The sequence below is a fragment of the Arthrobacter sp. TmtSoilC51 genome, assembly GCF_055388015.1.
In genome coordinates this window covers 1,898,681-1,923,484 of sequence record NZ_AP035877.1, presented here as the reverse complement: position 1 = coordinate 1,923,484, position 24,804 = coordinate 1,898,681, and the positions used below count along the sequence as shown (strand labels likewise).

The 24,804-nt window shown below is 62.6% G+C and carries 22 protein-coding genes and 1 tRNA gene; 6 read left to right on the top strand and 17 right to left on the bottom strand.

Annotated features, from left to right (window positions below; translation table 11 throughout):
• The first annotated feature begins 168 nt into the window (after nucleotides 1–168).
• The gene (locus ACZ5G6_RS08765) at nucleotides 169–1,980 is read left to right on the top strand and encodes an AMP-dependent synthetase/ligase (protein WP_498690807.1); all 1,812 of its coding nucleotides are present in this window, start codon (nucleotides 169–171) and stop codon (nucleotides 1,978–1,980) included.
• Between the two features lie 91 nt (nucleotides 1,981–2,071).
• Here ACZ5G6_RS08765 and ACZ5G6_RS08760 read toward each other — a convergent pair whose 3' ends face one another.
• A complete protein-coding gene (locus ACZ5G6_RS08760; protein WP_498690803.1) occupies nucleotides 2,072–5,467 on the bottom strand; it encodes a pyruvate carboxylase in 3,396 nt (1,131 codons plus the stop codon).
• A gap of 305 nt (nucleotides 5,468–5,772) precedes the next feature.
• Here ACZ5G6_RS08760 and ACZ5G6_RS08755 point away from each other — a divergent pair, with 305 nt between their 5' ends.
• Complete coding sequence (locus ACZ5G6_RS08755) at nucleotides 5,773–6,582, top strand: ParA family protein (RefSeq protein WP_498690799.1); 810 nt, start codon at nucleotides 5,773–5,775, stop codon at nucleotides 6,580–6,582.
• A 148-nt stretch (nucleotides 6,583–6,730) separates the two neighbouring features.
• On the opposite strand, the gene ACZ5G6_RS08750 is transcribed toward ACZ5G6_RS08755, so the two are convergent.
• From ACZ5G6_RS08750 to gcvH, 5 genes are all read right to left on the bottom strand, one after another.
• Nucleotides 6,731–7,324, bottom strand: a complete 594-nt coding sequence (locus tag ACZ5G6_RS08750; protein ID WP_216922922.1) for a MerR family transcriptional regulator — start codon at nucleotides 7,322–7,324, stop codon at nucleotides 6,731–6,733.
• A gap of 236 nt (nucleotides 7,325–7,560) precedes the next feature.
• Nucleotides 7,561–8,064, bottom strand: a complete 504-nt coding sequence (locus tag ACZ5G6_RS08745; RefSeq protein WP_223936659.1) for a bifunctional nuclease family protein — start codon at nucleotides 8,062–8,064, stop codon at nucleotides 7,561–7,563.
• On the bottom strand, nucleotides 8,064–8,780 hold the full coding sequence (ftsR, locus tag ACZ5G6_RS08740; protein ID WP_223936658.1) for a transcriptional regulator FtsR: 717 nt from the start codon (nucleotides 8,778–8,780) through the stop codon (nucleotides 8,064–8,066). The genes ACZ5G6_RS08745 and ftsR overlap by 1 nt, the downstream gene beginning before the upstream one ends.
• A gap of 23 nt (nucleotides 8,781–8,803) precedes the next feature.
• A complete protein-coding gene (locus tag ACZ5G6_RS08735; RefSeq protein ID WP_223936657.1) occupies nucleotides 8,804–9,280 on the bottom strand; it encodes an FHA domain-containing protein in 477 nt (158 codons plus the stop codon).
• Between the two features lie 138 nt (nucleotides 9,281–9,418).
• Complete coding sequence (gene gcvH, locus ACZ5G6_RS08730; protein ID WP_216922914.1) at nucleotides 9,419–9,805, bottom strand: glycine cleavage system protein GcvH; 387 nt, start codon at nucleotides 9,803–9,805, stop codon at nucleotides 9,419–9,421.
• 117 nt (nucleotides 9,806–9,922) lie between these two features.
• Between gcvH and ACZ5G6_RS08725 the strand changes: the two genes are divergently transcribed.
• Nucleotides 9,923–10,504 (top strand): hypothetical protein, encoded by a 582-nt coding sequence (locus ACZ5G6_RS08725; protein ID WP_498690796.1) that lies wholly within the window; start codon nucleotides 9,923–9,925, stop codon nucleotides 10,502–10,504.
• Between the two features lie 80 nt (nucleotides 10,505–10,584).
• Here the strand turns inward: ACZ5G6_RS08725 and ACZ5G6_RS08720 are convergent, their stop codons facing one another.
• The gene (locus ACZ5G6_RS08720; protein WP_498690794.1) at nucleotides 10,585–11,796 is read right to left on the bottom strand and encodes an MFS transporter; all 1,212 of its coding nucleotides are present in this window, start codon (nucleotides 11,794–11,796) and stop codon (nucleotides 10,585–10,587) included.
• Nucleotides 11,797–11,971: 175 nt separating this feature from the next.
• Here ACZ5G6_RS08720 and ACZ5G6_RS08715 point away from each other — a divergent pair, with 175 nt between their 5' ends.
• Nucleotides 11,972–12,418, top strand: coding sequence for a MarR family winged helix-turn-helix transcriptional regulator (locus ACZ5G6_RS08715; protein WP_498690792.1), 447 nt, complete (start codon nucleotides 11,972–11,974; stop codon nucleotides 12,416–12,418).
• 126 nt (nucleotides 12,419–12,544) lie between these two features.
• Here ACZ5G6_RS08715 and ACZ5G6_RS08710 read toward each other — a convergent pair.
• From ACZ5G6_RS08710 to ACZ5G6_RS08665, 10 genes are all read right to left on the bottom strand, one after another.
• Nucleotides 12,545–12,621 (bottom strand) — tRNA-Pro (locus ACZ5G6_RS08710).
• Between the two features lie 141 nt (nucleotides 12,622–12,762).
• A complete protein-coding gene (der, locus tag ACZ5G6_RS08705; protein ID WP_216922908.1) occupies nucleotides 12,763–14,313 on the bottom strand; it encodes a ribosome biogenesis GTPase Der in 1,551 nt (516 codons plus the stop codon).
• Between the two features lie 10 nt (nucleotides 14,314–14,323).
• Entirely contained in the window at nucleotides 14,324–15,073 is a 750-nt protein-coding gene (locus ACZ5G6_RS08700; RefSeq protein ID WP_223936653.1) for a lysophospholipid acyltransferase family protein, read from the bottom strand.
• Nucleotides 15,063–15,776: a (d)CMP kinase gene (gene cmk, locus ACZ5G6_RS08695; protein ID WP_216922906.1), complete on the bottom strand. Its 714-nt coding sequence runs from the start codon at nucleotides 15,774–15,776 to the stop codon at nucleotides 15,063–15,065. The genes ACZ5G6_RS08700 and cmk overlap by 11 nt, the downstream gene beginning before the upstream one ends.
• Complete coding sequence (locus tag ACZ5G6_RS08690; protein ID WP_498690789.1) at nucleotides 15,776–16,882, bottom strand: prephenate dehydrogenase; 1,107 nt, start codon at nucleotides 16,880–16,882, stop codon at nucleotides 15,776–15,778. Before ACZ5G6_RS08690 ends, cmk begins: the two co-directional genes overlap by 1 nt.
• A gap of 3 nt (nucleotides 16,883–16,885) precedes the next feature.
• Entirely contained in the window at nucleotides 16,886–18,091 is a 1,206-nt protein-coding gene (locus ACZ5G6_RS08685; RefSeq protein ID WP_498690788.1) for a pseudouridine synthase, read from the bottom strand.
• Nucleotides 18,092–18,233: 142 nt separating this feature from the next.
• The gene (gene scpB / locus ACZ5G6_RS08680; RefSeq protein ID WP_498691815.1) at nucleotides 18,234–18,803 is read right to left on the bottom strand and encodes an SMC-Scp complex subunit ScpB; all 570 of its coding nucleotides are present in this window, start codon (nucleotides 18,801–18,803) and stop codon (nucleotides 18,234–18,236) included.
• A 79-nt stretch (nucleotides 18,804–18,882) separates the two neighbouring features.
• Nucleotides 18,883–19,779 carry a segregation and condensation protein A gene (locus ACZ5G6_RS08675; protein WP_498690786.1) on the bottom strand — a complete coding sequence of 299 codons (897 nt, stop codon included), beginning with the start codon at nucleotides 19,777–19,779 and terminating at the stop codon, nucleotides 18,883–18,885.
• A gap of 8 nt (nucleotides 19,780–19,787) precedes the next feature.
• Complete coding sequence (locus ACZ5G6_RS08670; protein WP_223936648.1) at nucleotides 19,788–20,687, bottom strand: ParA family protein; 900 nt, start codon at nucleotides 20,685–20,687, stop codon at nucleotides 19,788–19,790.
• Between the two features lie 257 nt (nucleotides 20,688–20,944).
• Nucleotides 20,945–22,285 (bottom strand): cation:dicarboxylate symporter family transporter, encoded by a 1,341-nt coding sequence (locus tag ACZ5G6_RS08665; protein ID WP_223936647.1) that lies wholly within the window; start codon nucleotides 22,283–22,285, stop codon nucleotides 20,945–20,947.
• A 139-nt stretch (nucleotides 22,286–22,424) separates the two neighbouring features.
• Between ACZ5G6_RS08665 and ACZ5G6_RS08660 the strand changes: the two genes are divergently transcribed.
• The gene (locus tag ACZ5G6_RS08660) at nucleotides 22,425–24,071 is read left to right on the top strand and encodes an ATP-binding protein (protein WP_498690783.1); all 1,647 of its coding nucleotides are present in this window, start codon (nucleotides 22,425–22,427) and stop codon (nucleotides 24,069–24,071) included.
• Nucleotides 24,068–24,781, top strand: coding sequence for a response regulator (locus ACZ5G6_RS08655; RefSeq protein ID WP_223936645.1), 714 nt, complete (start codon nucleotides 24,068–24,070; stop codon nucleotides 24,779–24,781). Before ACZ5G6_RS08660 ends, ACZ5G6_RS08655 begins: the two co-directional genes overlap by 4 nt.
• The last annotated feature ends 23 nt before the right edge of the window (nucleotides 24,782–24,804 follow it).

Below are 24,804 nucleotides of genomic sequence, written 5' to 3'. Positions count from 1 at the left end.
GGCATCGGCAGCCAGACATCTGAACCGGCAGATGGCGCCAAGTTGCTCGAAACAGAGGCTCATCCGTAAAGTTACTCGCCAGTAGGTGAAATAGGACACACCTCCGCGAGTGGGCATACTAGAGTGGAACCAGCCCCCTCGTGGCCCGTGGATATCAAAGGAGCTACCGTGCGTGAATTCAGTGTTCCGCCTCTTGTCAATGTTGCCCCTGAAACCAACATCACGGACCTCGTAGTCCGGGAAGCCGCCAAGGCCTCCAACCCGGCACTGTTCGCCAAGCTGGACAGCAATGCACAGTGGCAGGACATCCGCGCCACTGACTTCCTTGCCGACGTCAAAGCCTTGGCCAAGGGCCTTATCGCCAGTGGAGTGGGCGCCGGCGACCGCGTGGGCATCATGTCGCGCACCCGGTACGAGTGGTCCTTGGTGGACTTTGCCATCTGGTTCGCTGGAGCCGTTTCCGTCCCGATCTATGAGACCTCTTCCCCTTCCCAGGTGGCATGGAACCTGGGCGACTCCGGCGCTGTGGCAGCCTTCGGTGAAGCCGCGCACCACGAGGACATCATCCGGCAGGCCGTCGCCGCCGAAGACATACAGTCAGTGGCCAACGTCTGGCAACTTGAGGGGGCCGGCCTTGATGCCCTCCGCACCGCCGGGGCCGGCGTGACGGATGAGGAACTCGAGGCCCGCCGCTCGGCCGCAGGCCTCTCGGACCTGGCAACCATCATTTACACCTCCGGAACCACGGGCCGGCCCAAGGGCTGCGAGCTGACCCACGGAAACTTCGTGGAACTCTCCGAGAATGCACGTGCGGCACTTGGCGAGATCATCAACGAGTCGGCCAAGACCATCATGTTCCTCCCGTTGGCCCACGTTTTTGCGCGCTTCATCTCCGTGCTGGCCGTGGCAGGAGGCGTCAAAGTTGCCCATACTCCGGATATCAAGCATCTGCTGGCCGATCTCCAAAGCTTCCAGCCAACGTTCATCCTTGCCGTACCGCGTGTCTTCGAAAAGGTCTACAACTCAGCGCTGACAAAAGCGGAGGACAGCGGCAAGGGCGCCATCTTCCACCGGGCCGTGGACACGGCGATTGAGTACTCCAAGGCGCGCCAGGCAGGTTCCCTTGGATTGGGTTTGAAGATCAAGCATGCGGTCTTCGACAAACTCGTCTACGGAAAGCTCCGCCACGCCATGGGCGGCCACGTGGCCCACGCCGTCTCCGGCGGTGGCCCTTTGGGCGAACGCCTGGGCCACTTCTTCCAGGGCATAGGCCTCCAGATCCTGGAGGGATACGGCCTTACGGAAACCACGGCCCCGATTTCCGTCAACACGCCCTCCATGATCAGGATCGGCACCGTGGGCGCCCCGCTTCCCGGCAACGCCGTCAAAATCGCTGACGACGGCGAGATCCTCGCCAAGGGCGTCTGCGTCATGCGTGGTTACTACAAGCGGGAAGACCTCACGGAGGAAACCTTTGCCGATGGGTGGTTCCGCACCGGCGACATCGGTGAGCTGGACAGCAACGGATTCCTCAAGATCACTGGACGCAAGAAGGAAATCATTGTCACTGCAGGTGGCAAGAACGTGGTTCCGGCGCTGTTGGAGGATCAAATCCGCGCGGACGCCCTGGTTTCCCAGGTACTGGTGGTGGGTGACAACCGTCCCTTCATCGGCGCCTTGGTGACTTTGGATGAAGAGGCTTTGCCGGGATGGCTGGAACGCCATGGGCTCGCTTCCAGCACCACGCTCGCTGAAGCCGCGGAGAACGCCATAGTAAAAGCGGCCGTCCAGGACCTCATCAGCAAAGCGAACCAGTCCGTTTCCCAGGCGGAGGCCATCAAGTCCTTCAGGATAGTTCCGGCGGACTTCACGGAAGCCTCCGGCCACCTCACTCCATCGTTGAAGGTCAAGCGTGCGCAGGTCATGAAGGACTTTGAGGCCGTGATCGAAGAAATGTACTCAGCGCCCCGCGCACACTAGGGCCCAGGCACCTCCAGTAAACAAGCCCAACGCGGCAAACGAAAAACCCCTTCCGGAATTCTTCCCGGAAGGGGTTTTCGTTGGTGGATCGCTAGCCGATCACCAGCAGCAAGTCGCCGCCTTGGACCTGCTCCACCGAGGAGATGGCGAGGCGCGAGACCGTGCCGGCCACAGGCGTCGTGATGGATGCTTCCATCTTCATTGCCTCAATCGTGGCAACGGTGTCGCCCGCGTTGACGACGTCGCCCGCTTTCACCGTTACCGTGACGGCCCCGGCGAACGGGGCTGCGACCTGGCCGGGCTGTGCGGGGTCGGCCTTCTCTGCCGCCTTGACGTTGCTCACCACGGAACGGTCACGGACAACGACCGGACGCGACTGGCCGTTGAGCGTGCACATGACCGTGCGCATGCCCTTCTCGTCGGCCTCGGAGACGGCTTCCAGCTGCGCGATCAGCCGTACACCCTTCTCCAGCTCGATGACGTGCTCAGCGCCGCGCTGCAGCCCGTAAAGGTAATCGCGGGTGTCCAGCACGGAGATGTTGCCGTAGGTCTCAACGCTCTTGAGGTAGTCCTTGGTAGGACCTGCGAAGAGAAGCCGGTTCAGCGTGTGCTGGCGGGTCTTCGAATCACCCTTCAGCGCGGCACTGTCCTCGGCGCTGATCTCGACGTCACGCACCTTGATGCTGCGGCCTTGGAGGGCCTTGGTACGGAACGGCTCAGGCCAGCCTCCGGGAGGATCGCCGAGTTCGCCGGAAAGGAAGCCAATGACCGAATCCGGGATGTCGTAGTTCTGCGGATTCTCATTGAAGTCCGCGGGATCTGCGTTGATTCCAACCAGGTGCAGGGCGAGGTCGCCCACCACCTTGGAGGACGGAGTCACCTTGACCAGGCGGCCCAGGATGCGGTCTGCAGCCGTGTACATGTCCTCGATGGCTTCGAACTGCTCCCCCAACCCCAACGCAATGGCCTGCTGGCGAAGGTTGGACAGCTGGCCGCCGGGGATTTCGTGCTGGTAGACGCGGCCTGTGGGACCGGGCAGGCCGGACTCGAAGGGCGCGTATACGCGGCGGACAGCCTCCCAGTAGGGTTCCAGCGCACTGACGTTTGCCAGGTTAAGCCCGGTATCGCGCGGTGTGTTGGCCAAGGCTGCAACGAGGGCCGATGCGGCAGGCTGGCTGGTCGTGCCTGCCAGCGAAGCAGCGGCGACATCGACGGCGTCGACTCCGGCATCGACGGCTGCCAGCAGCGTGGCGAGCTGGCCACCGGCGGTGTCGTGCGTGTGCAGGTGGACCGGAAGGTCGAAGCGCTCACGCAGGGCCGAGACGAGCTTGGAAGCCGCAGCGGGACGCAGGAGTCCTGCCATGTCCTTGATGGCCAGGATGTGGGCACCGGCGTCGACGATTTTCTGGGCAAGGTCCAGGTAGTAGTCGAGGGTGTACAGGTCCTCATTCGGGTCAAGGAGGTTGCCTGTGTAGCAGAGTGCGACCTCTGCGACGGCAGTCCCCGTTGCACGCACAGCCCGGATTGCCGGAGCCATCTGGTTGACGTCGTTGAGGGCGTCGAAGATGCGGAAGATGTCAATACCGGTGGCCGCGGCCTCGTTGACGAACGCCTCGGTCACCTCTTCCGGGTACGGCGTGTAGCCAACGGTGTTGCGCCCGCGGAGCAGCATTTGGATACATGTGTTCGGCAGCGCCTGGCGCAAAGCAGCCAAGCGGTCCCAGGGATCCTCGCCAAGGAAGCGGAGCGCGACGTCGTACGTTGCACCGCCCCAGGCCTCCACCGAAAGCAACTCCGGCATCAGGGCGGTGGCTGCCGGGCCGGCAGCCACGAGGTCGCGGGTACGGACACGGGTGGCCAGCAAGGACTGGTGGGCATCACGGAACGTGGTGTCCGTAACGGCCACAGCCTGCTGTTCGCGCAGTGCCTTGGCGAATCCCTCAGGACCGAGCTCCAGCAGCCTCTGGCGGGAACCGGAGGTGGGGACCGGACCTTCAACGACGGGCAGCTTGGTGGCGGGGTCGGAGTGGACCGTGAGCTCGCCATTGGGCTTGTTGACGGTGACATCGGCAAGCCACGTCAGCAGCTTGGTGCCGCGGTCCGCGGAGATGTGCGACTTGAGCAGCTCCGGACGCTTGTCGATAAAGTCCGTGGCCACGTTGCCGGCGTTGAAGTCCGGATCGGCGAGCACGGCCTGCAGGAAAGGAATGTTGGTGGACACGCCACGGATGCGGAATTCCGCCAGGCCGCGTCGCGCACGGGCAACGGCGGCCGGGTAGTCGCGGCCACGACAGGTCAGCTTGACGAGCATCGAGTCGAAGTGCGGGCTGATCTCGGCGCCGGAGTAGACCGTGCCGCCGTCGAGACGCACGCCGGCGCCACCAGCTGAGCGGTAACCCGTGATCTTTCCGACGTCAGGACGGAAGCCGTTGGCCGGGTCCTCTGTGGTGATGCGGCACTGCAGGGCGGCACCCTTGATGGAGACCGTTTCCTGGCTCAACCCGAGATCTGCCAGGGTCTCGCCGGAGGCAATGCGCATCTGCGCCTGGACGAGGTCCACATCGGTGATTTCCTCGGTGACGGTGTGCTCCACCTGGATGCGGGGATTCATTTCGATGAAGACGTGCTGGCCTGCACGCTCGCCTTCGGTGTCAACCAGGAACTCGACGGTTCCGGCGTTGACGTAGTTCAGGGCCTTGGCGAAGGCCACTGCATCACGGTAGAGCGCTTGGCGGATGTTTTCATCCAGGTTCGGTGCGGGCGCGATTTCCACGACCTTCTGGTGACGGCGCTGCAAGGAACAGTCACGCTCGAACAGGTGCATCACGTTGCCCTCGGCATCCGCCAGGATCTGCACTTCGATGTGGCGCGGACGCAGCACGGCCTGCTCAAGGAACATGGTGGGATCGCCGAAGGCGGCATCGGCCTCGCGCATTGCTGACTGCAGGGCTTCGGGGAGGGCTTCACGTGTCTCCACGCGACGCATGCCACGTCCACCACCGCCGGCCACAGCCTTGGCGAAGATCGGGAAGCCGATTTCGTCTGCTGCCGCGATCAGTTCGTCGAGGTCCTTTGACGGCTTGCTCGACTTCAACACCGGGACACCGGCCCTGCGGGCAGCTTCCAGTGCGGCAACCTTGTTGCCTGCGAGCTCCAGGACCTCCGCAGGCGGGCCTACGAAGGTGATCCCCGCGGCCTTTGCTGCACGCGCCAAGTCGGGGTTTTCCGAGAGGAAGCCATAGCCGGGGTAAATGGCGTCGGCGCCGGCTTCCTTGGCGACGCGGACAACCTCCTCGACGTCCAGGTAGGCGCGGACGGGGTGGCCCACCTCGCCGATCAGGTAAGCTTCGTCGGCCTTCTGCCGGTGGATCGAGTTACGATCCTCGTGCGGAAAGACGGCTACGGTCTTGGCGCCCAGTTCATAACCAGCGCGAAACGCCCTGATCGCGATTTCGCCGCGATTGGCCACCAGAATTTTCGAAAACATACTTCTCCTGCATCATTGCGGGTGGATCGGTCGGTGGTCACAGTGTGTAGTGCCGCCAGCATCAAACACAAATCTTTGTGGCAACCATCACAATGGAATCGTCATCTGGGCTGTATATGCGTGCGCGCGACTCCCCACCGTGCTATTACCAGCACTATCCCCCAAGCGCCCGGGCGCGTAGAAAGCGGGAATCCACGGCCCTGCCCCATATGATGTTGGAGGGGCTTCGGCAAGCCCCGGCTCCGGCGGTCCCGGAGCGGAAAACAGCGCGATACGGCAACCGGCGTTAGGTTTTGGGTTTTCAAGTGCAAGTAGTCAGCATCAGCAGCCTCAAAGGCGGAGTGGGAAAGACGTCCGTGACCACCGGCCTGGCGTCCGCGGCCCTCGCAGCCGGCATTCCAACCCTCGTGGTGGACCTCGATCCCCATGCCGATGCTACGACGGCACTCGGTGTCCAGCGCGGCGAGCAGCTGGATATTGGCCACATGCTCAAGAGCCCCCGAAAAGCCAAACTCCCCGAGAACGTTGCCAGCAGCAGCTGGGTCTCCAACGGTTCCAGCGGCGGCACGCTTGACGTGGCTGTCGGATCGGCGTTCACGGGCATCTATGACCGTCCGGACCTCGGTCGCCGGGACTTACGCAGGCTCTCGGCCGTCCTTGCAGGAACAACCAACTACGAACTTATCCTTGTCGATTGCCCGCCTTCGTTGAACGGGCTCACACGGATGGCATGGAGCGCGAGCGACCGCGTAGTACTCGTCGCCGAGCCCGGCCTCTTCTCAGTCGCCGGCACCGAGCGGACCATGCGCGCCATTCAGTTGTTCCGGCAGGAGTTTGCTCCCAACCTGGCCCCGGCCGGGATCGTTGCCAACCGGGTCCGCACCGGATCGGCAGAGCACACGTTCCGCCTGGCTGAGATGGAATCCATGTTCGGGGAACTGCTGTTGACGCCGCACATCCCCGAGCAAGCCAACTGGCAGCAGATCCAAGGGGCGGCCCATTCGGTACACCATTGGCCAGGGGATTCAGCCAAGAACTCCGCAAAGCTCTTCGATGCGCTCCTGCAGAGCCTGCTCCAAGGCCAAACGGCCACCCGGGATCGCCAACGGCGCTAGCCTCCCTATGTTCCAGCCAGAGCAACTGCCAGCAGCAGCACGTGCCGGCAGCAGCCACAACGGAAGAAGCCGCCTCCTATGCCTAGGAGGCGGCTTCTTCGTTAAGAACCAGATTCGGTGAGGTAGCAACCAGGTTTGGTGGGGCGCTCTAACCGATACGGCGCGCAACGCGCCGCTTGCTCAATTCGTCGTCCGGAAAGGACTGCTCTGCGGCGTGTTCGCTCGGAAGCGCGGCAAGGCTTCCCTCAACTTCCCGCCATACACGTCCCACGGCAATACCAAAGACACCCTGTCCGCCTTGCACGAGGTCAATGACTTCATCGGCAGAGGTACATTCGTAGACACTCGCGCCATCGCTCATCAGGGTGATCTGAGCGAGATCTTCAACGCCGCGCTCGCGAAGGTGCTCGACGGCTGAGCGGATCTGCTGCAGGGACACACCGGTGTCAAGCAGACGCTTGACCACCTTGAGCACCAGGATGTCCCGGAAACCATAGAGGCGTTGCGAGCCGGAACCCGCAGCACCGCGGACGGCTGGCTCAACCAAGCCCGTGCGCGCCCAATAGTCCAGCTGACGGTACGTGATACCTGCAGCCTTGCACGCAGTCGGGCCGCGGTAGCCCGCGTCCTCGTCCAGCACAGGAAGGTCCTCTGTGAAGAGCAAACCTTGGGCGCCGGATGCGGGCGCAGCAATGCCGGTCGAGGCCTGCTTCAGCTCGCCTGCTTCGCCTTTCGGACTCACGTGACCTCCTTGTTCTCAGTTCCCTTGGGGACGGTGCGTACCACTGATCACAACGCCGAAATTCAGCCGTGTAATTCCCACAAGCCGCACCTTCCAGTGTGACTTGCGCGGGCAGTGTATGCAACGGGAACTTGATACCTTCGACGTTAGGCCCGGGAGGCCCCTAGGTCAAAGACCCCGGGCGCAAAATCCGGTCGTGTCGAAAGTTTCACCCTCAACTTTAGGCTTAGGGTGGCTCAGCCTTCGAAATCCTCAGGTTCGACGTCGTCCAGGAACTCCCGGAAACGCCGCATTTCACGTTCTTCGTCCACGCTGGGACCTGGCTCTGAATCTTCGCCTTCGTCGTGCTCGGTGATCCGGACCCCGGCCTCGTCCATCACAGCGTCCGCACACCAAATGCGGCACTTCGCCCGCAATGCAAGCGCCAACGCATCAGAAGCGCGCGAACTGACCACGGTGCCGTCGTCGAATTGCAGCTGTCCATAGAAGATGTTGTCTTCGACTGCCACGATGTTGACGCTGATGATGGAATGCCCCAAGGACTCTACGACGTCGATCAGGAGGTCGTGAGTCATCGGCCGCGGTGGGACAACGCCTTGCTGGGCCAAGGCGATGGCACTGGCTTCAGGTGTGCCGATCCAGATGGGGACGTGCCGCTCCCCCTTGATTTCCCGCAGGAGTACCAAGGGCTGGTTGGACGGCAGTTCGATCCGGACGCCGACAATTTCAACTTCGATCATCAGGTGTCCATCCGGGAGATACGGTCGTGGACAAGCGCCCTGTGCAGTGTCAGGCACAGTTCGCTGATTTCACGCGCTGCCTCGGCAGCGCGTGCTTGGGACGCGGCGTCGCGGCGGGACGTCAGGGGCGCAACTGCCCTTTCCACCAGGCCGAACTCGCGTTCGGCTGCAGCCTGGAACGGCCGGAGGTGGCGTGGCTCCAGGCCGTGACCCTCCAATTGGACGCAGGCGCGCGCCACCTGGAGGGCGTGTTCGTCGAACTTGCCGCCAACGTGGCTGATCAGTCCGAAACTCAGGAGCGATTCCAGCAAAGGCACGCTTGCGCCCGATTCGGTGCGGAGTTGCTCTTCGGTCAACGCGCGGGCGCGCCCCTGGATTTCCGCAGCCATTTCCGCCGAAACCACCCGGGGGGACACCGTGACGCCCGGAGGCAGGTTCTCGGGCCGTTCCCCGCGATCGATCGCGTCCAGGTAATCCTTGATGACCTTGAGTGGCAAGTACTGGTCACGCTGCAGGGCAAGGACAAAACGGAGGCGCTCAACATCACTGTCCGCGTACTGCCTGTACCCCGCAGGGGTCCGCTTGGGATTAATGAGGCCCTTTTCCTCAAGAAAGCGGATTTTGGACGCTGTCATCCCGGGAAAGTCGTCGCTCAATTGAGCCAGGACTTCCCCTATGTTCAGGACCTGCGGTCCGCGACGTTCCGGCTGGGCCATTGCCACAGGCAGGTACCCCGGGGTCAGACTTGGCCAGCCGGGCGGCCAGGGCTCAAGTAGTAGGTCAGACGGAACTTGCCGATCTGGACCTCATTGCCACTCTTCAGCTGCACACGGTCCACGCGGTCGTGGTTCACGTAGGTTCCGTTGAGGCTACCCATGTCCACGAGTTCGAAGCCCGTTGGGGTGCGGTGGAACTCTACGTGCTTCCGGGACACAGTGACGTCATCCAGGAAGATGTCGGCATCGGGGTGCCGGCCGGCCGTCGTGGTATCGGCGTCCAGGAGGAACCGGGCTCCCGCGTTTGGTCCGCTGTGCGCAATGAGCAAGGCAGAGTCCGGCGGCAGGGCATCAACGGAGGCACGCTCTTCGGGTGCAAGCCTGGGGGCAACGCTTGGCTCATCCCACGTTGGCGTGATGCTGATCGAGGTGGTCTCCGACGAAGGTTGCTCGTCCGCGCCTTTCCCGACATTGGCTTGATTCTGTTCGCCGCCAACCATGGAATTTCCTCCTCATCCGCCAGCAGTTCCATACTCTGCCAGCCACTTCCGCCTCCCGGTACCGCCGGGCAAATCGGTTGCTGGCCCGCCTTCCCGCGTCCCCAGCTAAAGGAATGCAGCCGGGCGGGCCAGATAACTTTAGCCTACCTGTTGTTCGTACTCCGATGCACTGAGCAGGGAATCCACTGCGTCGGCTTCTGCAAGCTTTACTTCAAAAAGCCAACCGTCGCCGTAAGGATCGGAGTTGATGAGTGCCGGATCCTGGTCCAGTGAGTCATTCCGATTAATGACTTCGCCGCTAACAGGGGCATAGATATCACTGACGCTCTTGGTGGATTCAACCTCGCCAACAACTTCATTCCCGGTGATCTTGGTCCCGGGTTCCGGCATCTGGGCGTAGACAACGTCGCCCAGGGCGTCCTGCGCGAAGTCGGTAATACCAATCCGCACCACGCCATCGGCGTCAGGTGCTGAAACCCATTCGTGCTCTGCGGTGTAGGAAAGATCGGCTGGGATATTGCTCATGGGTCGCCTTTCATCGGGACATTTACGGATCTCGACGGCGGCCCGGGCATCCGGCCACCGCTGAAAGTATAGGCACAATTCCCCCGTGCCTGATGAGGTCTCTGCCATGATTGACCCATGACTGAACAAGCACAAGTACCGGCTCGGAAAAAACGCAATTGGGGCGTGAAAATAATTCTGATCCTGGTGGCATTGCTTGTCGCTGTGGCCGCCTACTTCATTCTTGGGGCCATACTCCCCCGGTGGTGGTCCGACGTCATAGCAGGACAGATCCGGCGCGATCTCGGCGCAAGCGTACTGGTGGGCATGTTTTACGGCTTCGTCTTCACCTTCATTCCGCTCTTGGTGGCGTGGCAGGCTACGCACAAAGTCATCGCCTGGCCGTGGAAGATCGTGATCCTGCTTGTAGCGGTGGCGATCGCCACGCCGAACCTCTTGACTGCGGGCATCGTCTTCGGCACAACGGAATCCGCCCACGCGGGACAACGCACCTTGAGCGTGGATGCCGGCTTCTTCACCACGTGGACGGCAATCTCGGCCGTAGCGGCTGCCGTGATTTTTGTTGTGCTCACTGTTCTTGGGGCCCTTTGGCGCAGGCGGGGCAAGCAAATGAAGGTGTTGAAGCAGGCCGAGAACGAACGTAGCAGGGCTGCGAAGAGCGCAGAGCAGGAAGCCCGGGACAGCACCCCCAAGCCATAGGTCGGCCAAAGGGAACTGAAAAGCCCGCCGTGGAACGCTTGAACCGTTCGCGGCGGGCTATCACTTTCTCGTATCAAGCGTCAGGAGACGGTGGCCCCCTGAGGTTCGCGTTCGACGTCGGGCGTTGCTGCCTTTGCTGCCATAGCCTCCTTGCGCGTGGCTGCTGCAGAGGCGGCAAGCATGACCAGCAACGCGGCGACAGTTAAGGCAGCTCCCGCCCAGATGGGCGAGGTGTAGCCGAGGCCGGCCGAAATTGTGACTCCACCGAGCCAAGCACCCAGCGCATTACCCAGATTGAAGGCGCCAATGTTGGCACCGGATGCCAGGGTGGGCGCGGAGGAGGCAAAGTGCATCACGCGCATTTGCAGGCCGGGCACCGTAGCGAAACCGAAACCACCCATGAGGGCCAACGAGACCAAGGTAGCGATGCTGCTGGACGCCGTGAGGGCGAAGAAGACCAGGACCAGCACCAACCCGCCCAGAATGGCAACAAGCGACTTGTCCAGCGCCTTGTCAGCGGCCTTGCCGCCGAGGAAGTTGCCCACGAACAGGCCCCCGCCGAAGATCACGAGCAGCCACGGGACGGCGCCTGGCTCGAATCCGGAAACTTCAGTCAGCGTGAAGGCGATGTACGTGAAAGCGCCGAACATGCCACCAAACCCCAGAATCGTGACGACGATGGAAAGCCACACCTGGCCGGATGCGAAGGCTCCCAGTTCACCGCGGAGGCCCTTGGTCGGATCCCCACTCCCCTTCTGGACCATCAACGCGACACCTAGCAGGGCGATGACGCCTATGCCTGTAATGGCCCAAAACGTTGAACGCCAGCCCAGGTTCTGGCCGAGCAGGGTGCCGAAAGGTACGCCGAGGACGTTGGCGGCAGTGAGTCCGGTGAACATGATGGCAATGGCCCCCGCCTTCTTGTGGGCAGGAACCAGGCTGGCCGCAACAACCGATCCGATTCCGAAGAAGGCTCCGTGGCACAACGCCGCGATGATCCGGCCGAGCAGCATTGCCATGTACGAGTCGGAGATGGCCGAGAGGAAGTTGCCGGCGATGAACAGGACAAGCAGTCCAACAAGGACCGGCTTTCGCGGAAGCCTGGTGACGGCGGCGGTAACCAGGAGGGCACCGACCGTGACGCTTAGTGCATAGCCGGAAATGAACCAGCCTGCCGAGGCCTCGCTCACCCGGAAATCTGCCGCTACCTCCGGCAAGAGGCCCATGATGACGAATTCGGTCAATCCGATGCCAAATCCGCCGAGGGCGAGGGCAATCAACCCTGCGGGCATATGGAACTCCTTAAATGGAATGGTCCCCGGGAGAAAGGTGGAGGTGCGCACCTGGGAACCCGTAGAATAATAGTTGCAGACGCTGTATATATAGTTGCACACGCTAGTTAATTGCGCAAGCAACTACTTTCGGGCGGCTGCACTGAGACTCAAACCAAGGCAGGAGCACAACAGCGTGGGCATCAAGGATGACGCCGTAGAAGTACGGGCACAGGGATGGCGCACCCTCGCTGCCCTTCACGGAAGCATTGAGGCTGAACTCGAGAAAGCCCTCCAGGCTTCCAGTGAGCTGTCCGTGGTGGAATACACGGTGCTTGACGCGCTCAGCCGACAGGACGGATGGCACATGCGCATGCAGCAGCTTGCCCGGGCCACGGCTCTTTCCAGCAGTGCGACCACCCGCTTGGTCAACCGTCTTGAGGACCGCGGGCTGCTAACGCGGATCCTCTGCGCCGATGACCGCCGCGGGATCTACACCGAACTCACAGTGGCCGGGCAGAAGCTCCTCGAGGCCGCCAAGCCGGTCCACGATGAGACGTTGGCGTCCGCCCTGGAGGCCGCTGAGCAGGTACCCGAACTCGAACCCCTGGTACGCGCGCTCGGAGCGCTCCAGAAGGCTTAGCCGAATCCCGGCCTTGTTCGTTTTTCCCGGCGCTGAACGGCGGGTGCAACGAACAAGCCCGGGCCCTTCTTAACCATTAACGACCAAAGGCCGGAACCACGTGTTTCCACGTGATTCCGGCCTTCATGGTCGGGCTGACAGGATTTGAACCTGCGACCCCTTGACCCCCAGTCAAGTGCGCTACCAAGCTGCGCTACAGCCCGCTGGTTCCACCGTTCTCCGCCCAGGTTTTCCTCCGAAGAGTCCCACCTAAGCAGTCCGGCCGAACCACCTCCAAAAGCTTACACGAAGTTGGAGGGTGCCAACGCCATCACGGCCAAACTCGGCTGTGATGCCCGTCTCATTTAGCGCTTCTTGCCACGCTTCTCGCGGACGCGCATGTTGACCTCGATGGGCGTGCCTTCGAAGCCGAACGTTTCGCGCAAGCGACGCGTGATAAAGCGCCGGTATCCCGGATCCAGGAAGCCGGTGGTGAAGAGCACGAACTTCGGCGGGCGGCTGGAAGCCTGGGTGCCGAAGAGGATACGCGGCTGCTTGCCACCACGGACAGGGTGCGGGTGGGCAGCAACCAGTTCACCGAGGAACGCATTCAGGCGACCAGTGGGGATGCGACGGTCCCAGCTCTCCAGCGCGGTGTCCAAGGCAGGAACCAGACGGTCCTTGTGCCAACCGGTCTTTGCAGAGATGTTGACGCGGGGAGCCCACTCAACGTGGGCAAGGTCCTGCTCGATTTCGCGCTCAAGGTAGCGGCGGCGCTCGTCGTCGAGCAGGTCCCACTTGTTGAACGCGAGTACCAAGGCACGCCCGGATTCAATGGCCAACTGCAGGATGCGGACATCTTGCTCGCTGAGGACCTCATCGACGGCCAGAAGCACGACGGCGACCTCCGCCTTTTCGAGTGCGGCCTGAGTACGCAGGGACGCGTAGAAATCGGCACCCTGTGCCATGTGCTGGCGGCGGCGGATACCCGCGGTGTCCACGAAGCGCCAGGTCCGGCCGCCGAGTTCGATGAACTCGTCCACGGGATCACGCGTAGTGCCGGCCAGTGGATCTACAACAACGCGCTCGGAGCCGGCCAACTTGTTCAGCAGCGAGGACTTGCCAACGTTCGGACGGCCGATCAGGGCGATGCGGCGGGGGCCACCGGACCTCTCCACGCCCTCCACCAGTGAGAACTCGGGCAGGGTGTCCATGACGTGGTCCAGGAGGTCGGCGACGCCGCGGCCATGCAGGGCGGACACCGGGTAGGGCTGGCCGAAACCAAGGCCCCACAACGCTGCGGAGTCAGCTTCCTGCGCAAAGTCATCCACCTTGTTGGCCACCATGATGACCGGCTTCTTGCTCTTGCGGAGCATCTTCATGACGCCTTCATCCGTGGCGGTCGCGCCTACGGCGGAATCCACGACGAAGAGAACGGCGTCGGCAAGCTCAACAGCCATCTCGGCCTGTTCGGCGACGCGGGCGTGGATGCCCTTGGCATCGTGTTCCCATCCACCGGTGTCTACCAACGTGAAGTTACGGCCATTCCAACGCGCGGAGTACATCACGCGGTCGCGGGTGACACCCGGGGTGTCCTCAACGACAGCCTCGCGGCGGCCCAGGATGCGGTTGACCAGGGTGGACTTGCCCACGTTCGGACGGCCAATGATGGCAAGCACCGGATCCAGCTTGAGGGGACCTTCGTCGCCCTCGTCGTCGTAATCGCCGCTAAGCAGCGCGGCGTCGTCTTCGTCGAGGTCGTAATCATCCAGGCCGGCCCGGAGGGTGGCTGCACGGAGTTCGGCCTCTTCATCGTCCAGGGCCGCCAGGTTTTCAGCCACCTGGTCGGTGCCGGTGGGCGTGTATTCGTCGTCGCCGGCTCCGTGGAGGCCGGATTTTTGAGTCGTATCGCTCATTGCACGTTCCTTAATGGTGGTCTGCCGGCGTCCCGGCTACTTCTGTTTGGCGGTGCTGCGGTGTGGATGGTCCGGACGGAGGTTCCTGGGGAAGGCCCTGCCCTGTAGTCCTGACTGCATCCTGGACGTGTCCGGCCAGTGCATCGCGGATTGCCGCAGCCGCCCTGTCCATTGAAACACGCCCCGGTTCGCCCTTCCGGCGCTGCACCGTGAGGGGTTCTCCGAAGCTGACATACAGCCTGCGGCGGGGTTTGGGAATATGGTCGCGGTGCTCATCGTCCTTGCGGGTTCCGAGGATCGCGACGGGTATGACGGTGGCTCCGGAATTAATAGCCAGCCACGCGACACCGTTGCTGATGCTGTCGGCAGAGCCGCTCCCCCGGGTACCTTCGGGCAGTATCCCAACGCAACGGCCGGCGTCGAGCAATTGCTTGCCCACGTGCAGGGCGCTGCGGTCACCGCTTCGGTCCACGGGAATCTGCCCTGATCCCTTGAGGACGCACCCAAGGAATCCACGGAACATCTCTTTCTTGACCAGGATGTGCATGGGACGCGGCGAAGCGCCGAACATCACTGGACCGTCCAGGAAGCTGATGTGGTTGCCGGCAAAGATCACTGGACCAGCAGCGGGTATGTTGCTCTTGCCCCCCACGACAGTGCGGTAGATGACATGATCCAGGATCCAGCCGACGGGACGGCTCCAGATGCGTGTCCACTTGGCTGGAAGGCGGAGCTCCGGAAGCTGGTTACTAGTCGCCATAGATGACCTTGCTAACGATCGCCAGGGCTGTTTCCACTGTTTCCTCAAAGTCGAGGTCAGAGGAATCGAGGGTCACGACGCCGTCGGCCGCCTGGGTGAAGTTCACCACCGTGGAGTCCTTGGCATCGCGTTGTGTCACCTGTGCGGCAAGCTGTTCCTTGCTCTGTGTGCCGCCCAACTGGATACCACGACGCCGGAGCCTTGCTTCTTCGCTCGCGGTCAGGAGCATGCGGACCTCGGCGTTGGGAGCCACCACTGTGGTGATGTCGCGTCCCTCGACCACCATCCGGTGGTGATGTTGGTCGATGAGCTGGCGTTGGCGGCGGATCAGCTCCGTGCGGGCGCCCAGCGTTGTAGCGACGGCGCTCACGGAGGACGAGATCAAGGGATCGCGGATTTCATCGGTGATATCAGTGCCGTCTACTGCCACGTACTCGGTAGCCGTGCTGGTGCTGATTTCCAAGGGCATGACCTTGGAAGCCTGCTCCACCGCGGCGCCGTCCTGAAGGTCGAGGCCTGTTTTGAGGCAGTACCACGTGAGTGCGCGGTACATCGCACCGGTATCCAGGTACGCCAGCTTCAAGCGTCGGGCAACTTCCTTGCTGACGCTGGACTTGCCGGACCCCGAGGGGCCGTCGATCGCGATCACCAGCGGCTTGCCGGGGCGGGCGACTGTCTCCGGCCCAAAGAATTCACGCGTCATTACTGGAGTACCCGCCATCCACGATCGGTCAAGGCTTCAACAAGGAGGTCGTGCTTGCTTGGCAGGACTGAGAGCTCCACCATGCCCACGTTCTGACCCGACGAATGGTCGAGCCGGAGGTCTTCGACGTTCACTCCGATCTCGCCAATTTCGGTGAGAAGCTGCGCGATCTGGCCCGGCTTGTCATCTACGAGGATAGTCAGCCAGGAATACGCCTGCGGAGGTCCACCATGCTTACCCGGTATCCGGGCTTGCCCAGCGTTGCCTTCACTGATGAGCTGGGCGAGATCCAAACGCGCTCCGGGTGCAAGCGGCGCTTCCAAAGTCCCGATCAAGCGATTCAGGTCCTCTCGGACGCCATGCAGGATGGAGACGACCTTTTCCGCATTGCCACCCAGTATCTGTACCCAAAGGGTGGGATCGCTGGCAGCGATGCGTGTTGTGTCCCGCAACCCGTTCCCGGCCAAGGAAAGGGCATGCAGGGGTGTCCCCTGCAAACGGCTCGCCAGGAGGGAAGACATGATCTGCGGCAGATGGGAAACCAAAGCCACTGCTTCGTCGTGCTCGTCGGCAGTGAACTGGGAGACGATAGCTCCCAGGTCCCCTGCCAGCGAACGTGCCGTTTGCAGTGCGACGGTGTCCGTTTCCTCGGATGGGCAAACCACCCAGGGCATGGACGTGAACAGCTCGCCCCTGGCGGCAACCGGCCCGGACTTCTCCCTGCCGGCCATCGGATGGGTCCCCACGTACCTGGCCAGGTCCACGCCGCGCTCCCGCAACTGGGATTGGATCGTGGCCTTAACGCTTGCGATGTCAACCACGACGGCGGACGGGTAGTCCGCCAGGGCTTTCTCCACGACGTCGGCCGTCACGTCGGGCGGCGCGGCGACCACAACCAACTGAGGCTGCTCGTCAAGCTCAGCCAGGGGCCGGCCTGCACCAATGTCTACCGCGACCGCCTGGTTCGTCGGCGAGGGATCGAAAAGGAAAACCGGAACGCCGCGTCCGCGCAGGCCGAGGCCGATGCTTGCCCCGAGCAGGCCTGTACCAAGAACCACGACCGGACCATCAAGATGGCCGCGGCCGTGCGTGCGGAATGCCGACATGCCCTAGAGCCCCACGGATGCCAGGAGGTGACCGACTTCCTGCCTGCCGAGGTTGCGAATGCTCCCCTGGCGCTGGTCTCCCAGGCCAATGGGGCCGATCTTGACACGGACAAGACGCTCTACCGGGAAACCCACAGCATCGAACATGCGGCGCACAATACGGTTCTTGCCGGAGTGCAGGACAACCTCGATCAGGACGTGCCCAGGGGTGGAGTCAACCAAGCGGAAGGAGTCCACGGTTGCCAGCCCGTCTTCAAGCTCCACGCCGGACTTCAGCTGCGCGCCAACGCCCTGCGGGAACGGACCGCGCACCTGAACCAGGTACGTCTTGGGCACCTCATACGAAGGATGGGTCAGGCGGTTGGCGAGTTCGCCGTCGTTGGTCAACAAAAGCAGGCCTTCTGTGGCGACGTCCAGGCGCCCGACGTGGAACAGCCTCTCGCCTTTGGCGTTCTTCAGGAAATCGCTGATGCACGGGCGACCCTCGGGATCCTCCATGGTGGAGACAACGCCCTTGGGCTTATTGAAGACCATGTAGACGAGGGTTTCATCAAGCTGGATGCGAATACCGTCAACGTGGATCACGGCGGTTTTGGGGTCGACCCGCATGCCGAGCTCCGTGGTGACCTGGCCATCGACCTCGACGCGGCCTTCGAGGATCATTTCCTCGCATACGCGGCGGGAAGCCACGCCGGCCTGCGCCATGACCTTCTGCAGGCGCACGCCGTCAACATCGTGAAGGTCCGACTGCGGGACTTCCTGGCGCGGACCGCGGTTGCGGGCAGGCTTGCGGATGGGGCCCAGGTTCTGGCCGAAGCGTTCGCTGCCGAAGGCTTTTGAGCCGTACTGCCTGGCGGGCTTCGCCTTGGGCTTCAACGCACCGGGGGTCCCGGGAGCCTTGCCATAGCCGGGCTTGTTGGAGCCGGGCTTGCGGAAAGGCTTGGCCGGCTTGGCGGCCTGGCGGGCGTCGTAGCTGCCGGCGGTCGTGGGGTTGTCAGGATCGAAAGGGGCCGCTTCCCGGGGCTTCGCAGCCTTGAATGGACGGCCTTCGCCCTGGTTGAAATTGCGCTTTCCAGCGCCGGCACTTCCGCCGCGGCCAGAGAAGCCGCCGGCGTTGGAGCGGCCCGTGCCGCCCCTTGCCTCATTGCGTCCAGAACTGTTGCGTCCCGAACTGTTACGTGGTGAACCCTGGCGTCCCGCCTGTGTCATGACCCGTCCTTGTGTAGTAATGGCCGGCATTCGGTGCTGCAATCAACACTAGCCAGCCGGGCAGACATCGTCTGCCCCTTGTTGCCGTGGCACCGTCCGTGCGGTGCCGTGAATCAGTATGTAGTTCTCTTGGAGTGCCGGCTTACATCCGGCTGGCGTCGTAGTACTCGTCGATCCCTTCCAAACCCGGAAGGTGCGGCGAGAGCTGGGGCAGTTCCGCCACCGAGCCTATGCCCATCCGTTCCAGGAAGTAGGAGGTTGTCCTATACAGCACAGCCCCGGATTCAGGATCGTTTCCGGAGTCTTCGATCAAACCACGTTGGGTTAGAGTCCGAACCACGGAATCGACGTTGACGCCTCGAATTGCGGATACCCGGGCCCTGGAGACCGGTTGCCGGTAGGCAATGACCGCCAGTGTTTCAAGCGCTGCCTGAGTGAGCCTGGTGGTCTGCCCTTCGAGGACGAACCTGCCCACGATGTCCGCAAAATCGGACCGTGAATAGATCCGCCACCCACCGGCGACGTTCCGCAATTCAAAACCCCGGGGGGCAGAGCTGGCAACGGCAAAGCCGACAGCATCCACGTCCGGGGCTTTAACAGTATAGCCGCTATACTCCCGCTGCAGGTTCTGCAGCAAATCCTCGACGACGGCGACCGTTACGTTCAATCCCGCGGCCAACTCTTCGGAGGTGGCTGGCTCGTCGATGACCATGAGCACGGCTTCCAACGCTGCGCGTGCCCCGCCGGGCAGGGTTTCGAGCTCAGCAAGGCCGGCTGCGGCCACGTCCTGCTCAGTCACTGGTTTTCCCTTCGCTCGTTTCCTCGTATTCTTCGCTCAGGTTCGAGCTGTCCCATTCGGCCACGTCCCCCGTCCACCTAACAGTCAGTTCTGCCAAGGGACCGGGCTGTTCGAATGCCACAACACGGTCGCGGAACATCTCCAGCAAGGCCAGGAAGCGGGCCACCACCACCAGGGTTGTCTCGGCGTCGGCTATCAGTGTGCGGAAGGAGAGCGGGGCCCCGAGTTGCAGGCGGTATCCGATGATCTCGGCTTGCTCCTTGACGCTCACCGGCGGTGCGTGGAGGTGGTCCAAATCCACCTCTGCGGGCGCCACGTCCTTGGGCTTCAGCGCCTTGGCTGCAAGCTCTGCAAACTGTGCGGGAGTGTGCCGCCACACCAGTTCGGGCAGCAATGCGGCGAAATGTCCTTCCAATGCAACTTGGCGCGGATACCTCCGGCCTTCCTGCTCCAGCGTTTCGCTGATGAGGCCTGCCACTTGCTTGAACGCCTTGTACTGGAGCAAACGGGCAAAGAGCAGGTCCCGGGCCTCGAGGAGGGCAATGTCTTCGTCGTCTTCCACTTCGCCGGCAGGAAGGAGCCGGGCAGCCTTAAGGTCCAGGAGCGTGGCAGCGATCACCAGGAATTCGCTGGCCTCATCCAACGCCCAGTCCTCCCCCAGTTCCTGGAGGCGGCGAATGTACTTGATGAACTCATCGGTGACGGTGGCCAGCGCCACTTCTGTGATGTCCAGCTTGTGCTTGGATATCAGGCCGAGCAGGAGGTCGAAGGGACCGGTGAAGTTGGCAAGCCGAACCTCAAAGCCCGCCTTGCGGGCGTCGGAGGAGCCGGCGTCGGGCATTTCTTCCGGTATGACCGCCGCGGCGGGCGGGGCGAGTGACCGTCCCACGCGGTTCGCTACGGTGCGCCGCCGCGCGAGATAAGTTCCTTTGCGAGGCGGCGGTAGGCGTCTGCTCCGATGTGGTTGCCGGCGTAGCTTGTAATGGGCTCCGCGGCGACTGTAGCGTCCGCGAACTTAATCGAACGCTTGATGACTGTCTCGAAAACTTTGTCACCGAAAGCCTCCACGAGGCGCGAGATGACTTCGCGGCTGTGCAGGGTGCGGGCGTCGTACATGGTGGCAAGAACGCCGTCCACCTGCAGCCGGGGGTTCAAACGGTCCTGCACCTTCTCGATGGTTTCCACGAGCAGGGCCACAGCACGAAGTGCGAAGAACTCGCAGATCAGCGGGATGATGACGCCGTGGGCGGCGGTCAGCGCGTTGACGGTCAGGAGGCCCAGCGAGGGCTGGCAGTCGATCAGTACGACGTCGTAGTCGTCTTCGACACTCTTGAGTGCACGGTCAAGGACCTGTTCCCGGGCGACTTCGTTGACGAGTTGCACTTCGGCAGCGGAGAGGTCGATGTTTGCCGGTAGAAGGTCCACGCCGTCAACTCCGGTCTGCTGGATAGCATCCCGGATATCCACCTTGCGGTCCATGAGGACGTTGTACACGGTGAGATCGAGTTCGTGCGGATTGGCGCCAAGTCCTGCGGAAAGGGCACCTTGGGGATCGAAGTCCACCAAGAGCACCCGCCGCCCATACTCCGCGAGCGCCGCTGCGAGGTTGATGGTGGACGTGGTTTTGCCCACCCCGCCCTTCTGGTTGACCATGGCGATGACCCTGGCCGGGCCGTGGGAGGCAAGCGGAGCCGGTTCCGGGAAGTCGCGGTGAGGGCGGCCCGTAGGCCCCATGATGGCGTCTTCCAGATCGAGCTCGGTGTCTCCCAGCGTAGCTGTTCCCCGTTCGCTGCTCACGTATCTAACCACTCTTTCGACGACGATCTTCCCTGCCGCTGTTCCCCTGGATACAGCGCTGCTACCCACCTAGGCTACAGCGCCCGACACGGCATTTCGGGGAACTTGACTTTCGCTGCCCTTTGAGCCTTTACCCTCTAGTTGAGGTCGAAGGTTGCCAGCGCGGGGCCTTTATTACTTGGACTCCCCGGCGAACGGCAGAGGGCCGACACCCTTCAATCGGGTGTCGGCCCTCGTGCGGTACGAAGCTGAGCCTGCTAGATGCTTGCCTTGTCCCGGGCTTCAGTCTCTGGAGCAGCCTCGGCGCCGTGGGCGATCATGGTCTGCTCGTCGAACGGCTCGCTTCCGGAGAGAACCCGCTCCACCTGGGCATTATCGATTTCCTTGACCCAGGTGCCGATCAGAACGGTGGCAACGGCGTTACCGGTGAAGTTCGTCAGTGCACGGGCTTCTGACATGAAGCGGTCGATGCCAACGATCATGCCCACGCCACCCAGGAGCTCGGGCTTGTGCGCTTGCAGGCCAGCCGCGAGCGTTGCCAGGCCAGCTCCCGTGACGCCTGCGGCGCCCTTGGAAGCGATGATCATGAAGATCAGCAGCGAGATCTGGGCGCCCAGGTCCAGCGGCGTGCCCATGGCGTTGGCGACGAACAGCGAAGCCATGGTCAGGTAGATGGCCGTGCCGTCAAGGTTGAAGGAGTAGCCGGTGGGCACTGTCACGCCGACAACCGGCTTGGAGACACCCAGGTGTTCCATCTTGGCGATAAGGCGCGGCAGGGCTGCCTCGGAGGAGGACGTGGAGAAGATGAGGAGGTATTCCCGGGCCAGGTACTTCATCAGTTTGAAGATGTTGACGCCGGCCACCGCACGGAGCAGCGAGCCAAGGATGACCACGATGAATACTGCGCAGGTGATGTAGAAGGCCAGCATCAGGGTAAACATGCTGAGGATTGCCTGGGCGCCAGTGGCACCAACGACGGCGGCGATCGCACCGAAGGCGCCGACGGGAGCCAGCCACATGATCATGATGAGGATTCGGAAAACAAGGCGCTGTCCGTGGCCGATTGCCGTGAGGATGGGGGTGCCCTGCTTACCCATCTTCTGGAGTGCGAAGCCGACCAGGATGGCTGCAAGGAGCGTGGGAAGGACGGGAATATCGCTGGGGATGATGCCCAGGAGGAAGTCCACGGTGCTGTCCGTGGCCGCCTTCTTGTTGGGATCATAAGGAGTCAGCTTCAGGCCTTCGCCCGGGTGGATGAGGTTGCCGACAACGAGGCCGATAGCCAGAGCGAAGGTTGACATGGCCACGAAGTAGCCCAGTGCTAGTCCGCCCACCTTGCCGACTGTTGCAGCTTTGGCGATGGAACCGATGCCCAGGACGATGGTGCAGAAGATGACCGGGGCGATCATCATCTTGATGAGCTTGATGAAGCCATCCCCGAGTGGCTTCAGGGACTTTCCAACCTCAGGGAACATCAGGCCGACCACGGCACCGAGCACAACGGCCAGGATGACCGCGATGTACAGGTAATGCGACTTGTCGAGCCCCCTGCGTCCACCGGTGGCGGCTACTGCCGACTCTCCTCGTTGAGAGGTCATGGGATTCTCCTTCTGGATACTGTGTAAGGCGCTGCGGTCCTGCACTTGTGTCCAATCCGCTGCCCTTGTGTGATATCCATCATTGAGCCATTGGTGACACACATCACCGTTGCGGTCATATTGGTCATGGGAGGCCTATTTGTTTCATCGCTGGAGCATCGCCCGCCGCTTGTTTGTGGCAAACCTGCTGTTCGTGCTGGTGCTGACGGCTGTCTTCGGCGCGTTCTCCGTACTGGAGGCACGGGACCGGGCATACGAGGACGCGGGCAGCCGGATGCTTGCCATCGCCACGTCCATTGCGAACAACCCACTGGTGTTGCAGGCGGCGGCGACTGCCGACCCATCGGCAACCCTGCAGCCCTATGCGTTGGAGGTCATGAAGGATGCGGACGCGGATTTCATCACCATCATGGCTCCTGACCGGACGCGCTGGACCCACCCCCGCCCCGAAGAGCTGGGCAAGCCCTACATCGGCACGATCGAGCCCGCCCTGCGGGGTGAGACTTTCACCGAAGTCACCGCCGGTACCTTGGGCCCCTCGGTCCGGAGCATCGTGCCCGTCAAGGATTCCGACGGCACCGTCAAAGCCCTGGTGGCGGCAGGGATCACAGTAAGGACGGTGGATACCGATGTCGCCGAAAGGCTGGGAGTGATCGGCGGCATCGCCCTGGTGGTGTTGTTCTTCGGTTCCATCGCCTCATGGCTGCTCGGACGCTACCTGCGATCCGTAACCCGCGGCTGGGGTCCGGAACAGCTCGCCCAGCTGTTCGCCTACTATGAATCTGTCCTGCACTCCGTCCGCGAAGGCGTGATCCTCATCGACACCCACGGAAAAGCAGTGATGTACAACGATCAAGCCGCTGAGTTGCTGGGGCTGGAACCTTCCGACGCCGACCGTTCGCCCGATGAGGCTCCCAAACTGTCCGACCTCCCCTTCGACGGGAGCCTGCGAGCGCTTTTCGAATCCGGCAGGCCAGCCCACGACGAAATCCATTTGACCGGTTCACGGATCCTGGTGGTCAACCAGGCCCCTGCCGTTGGTCCGGTTCCTGCCCGCAGCCGGCAGAAACCATCGGTCTACGGCACAGTGGCCACCATTCGCGATCGCACTGAGATTGAGTCCCTGGGGACAGAGCTGGAGACCATGAAGACACTTTCAGACGCTTTGCGGGCCCAGACCCATGAACATGCCAATCGGCTGCATATGATCGTTTCCCTGCTTGAGTTGGGCCGCACGCACCAGGCACTGGAGTTCGCCACCAAGGACCTGGAGCTCAGCCAGCAGCTCACGGACGACATGCTGGCTTCCGTGGACGAACCGGTGATGAGTGCCCTGGTGATGGGCAAGGCCGCCGAAGCACATGAGCGCGGGGTTGAACTGGTGGTTCGAACGTCCGGAAGCTCGGGGGTCCGTGGTTTGGAAATCAAGGACCTCGTGACGATTCTGGGAAACCTCCTGGACAACGCCATTGATGCTGCGGCGTCCGGTGACATGCCGCGAAGGGTGGAACTGGACGTTGAAGCCGGCACTGCAGCGGTTGAATTCACCGTTCGGGACTCCGGCGCCGGTATTGATCCTGATTCAATCGATGACGTGTTGCAGTACGGGTACAGCACCAAGTCATCCCAGGATGATCCCCGCGGAGCCCATGGCCGGGGAGTTGGCCTTGCCTTGGTCCGGCAGGCTGTCGAACGGTTGAACGGTACTATGGCGATCAGCAACCCAGGCGGCGCCCAGTTCCATGTTGTGCTGCCCGCGACCGTTCCCCAGGAAGAGAAGGCATGACAGACATCCGCGTCCTGGTGGTCGAGGACGAGCCCATCGCTTCGGACGCCCACTCCATTTATGTGGGCAGGCTCCAGGGGTTCACTCTGGTGGGAACGGCTCCGGATGGTCAGTCTGCCCTGCGCATCCTTGGCGAATTCGCGGCGTCGGGCTCCCCAGTGGACCTGGTGCTGCTGGATATGAACCTGCCGGACCTCCACGGCCTGGATGTTGCCCGGCGCATGCGTTCGGCGGGAATCTTCGCCGACATCATCGCCATCACGGCCGTCCGGGAACTGAACATCGTGCGCAGCGCCGTTTCAATCGGCGTCGTGCAGTATTTGATCAAGCCTTTCACCTACGCGACCTTTGCCGACAAGCTGAACAGTTACCGCACTTTCCGTGATCAATTGGCGGGCTCGGTGTCCGGCAAGTCCAAGGCCGGAGCTTCGCAGAGCGACGTGGACCAGGCCTTCGCCAGTCTCCGGGCCCCGACGGAACTTCCACTGCCCAAGGGCTTATCCGGTTCAACGCTGGAATCGGTCAAGGATTTGGTCCGCGCCCGGCAGCAAGCTGTATCCGCCAGTGAAGTCATGGATGCTTTGGGGATGTCGCGGGTCACGGCCCGCCGGTATCTGGAGTACCTGGCCGACGCCGGGACGGTTACGAGGGCGCCGCGCTACGGAACACCGGGACGTCCGGAGAACGAGTACGGCTGGAACCGGGGTTAGCCTTCTCCCGATTGAACGGGTCC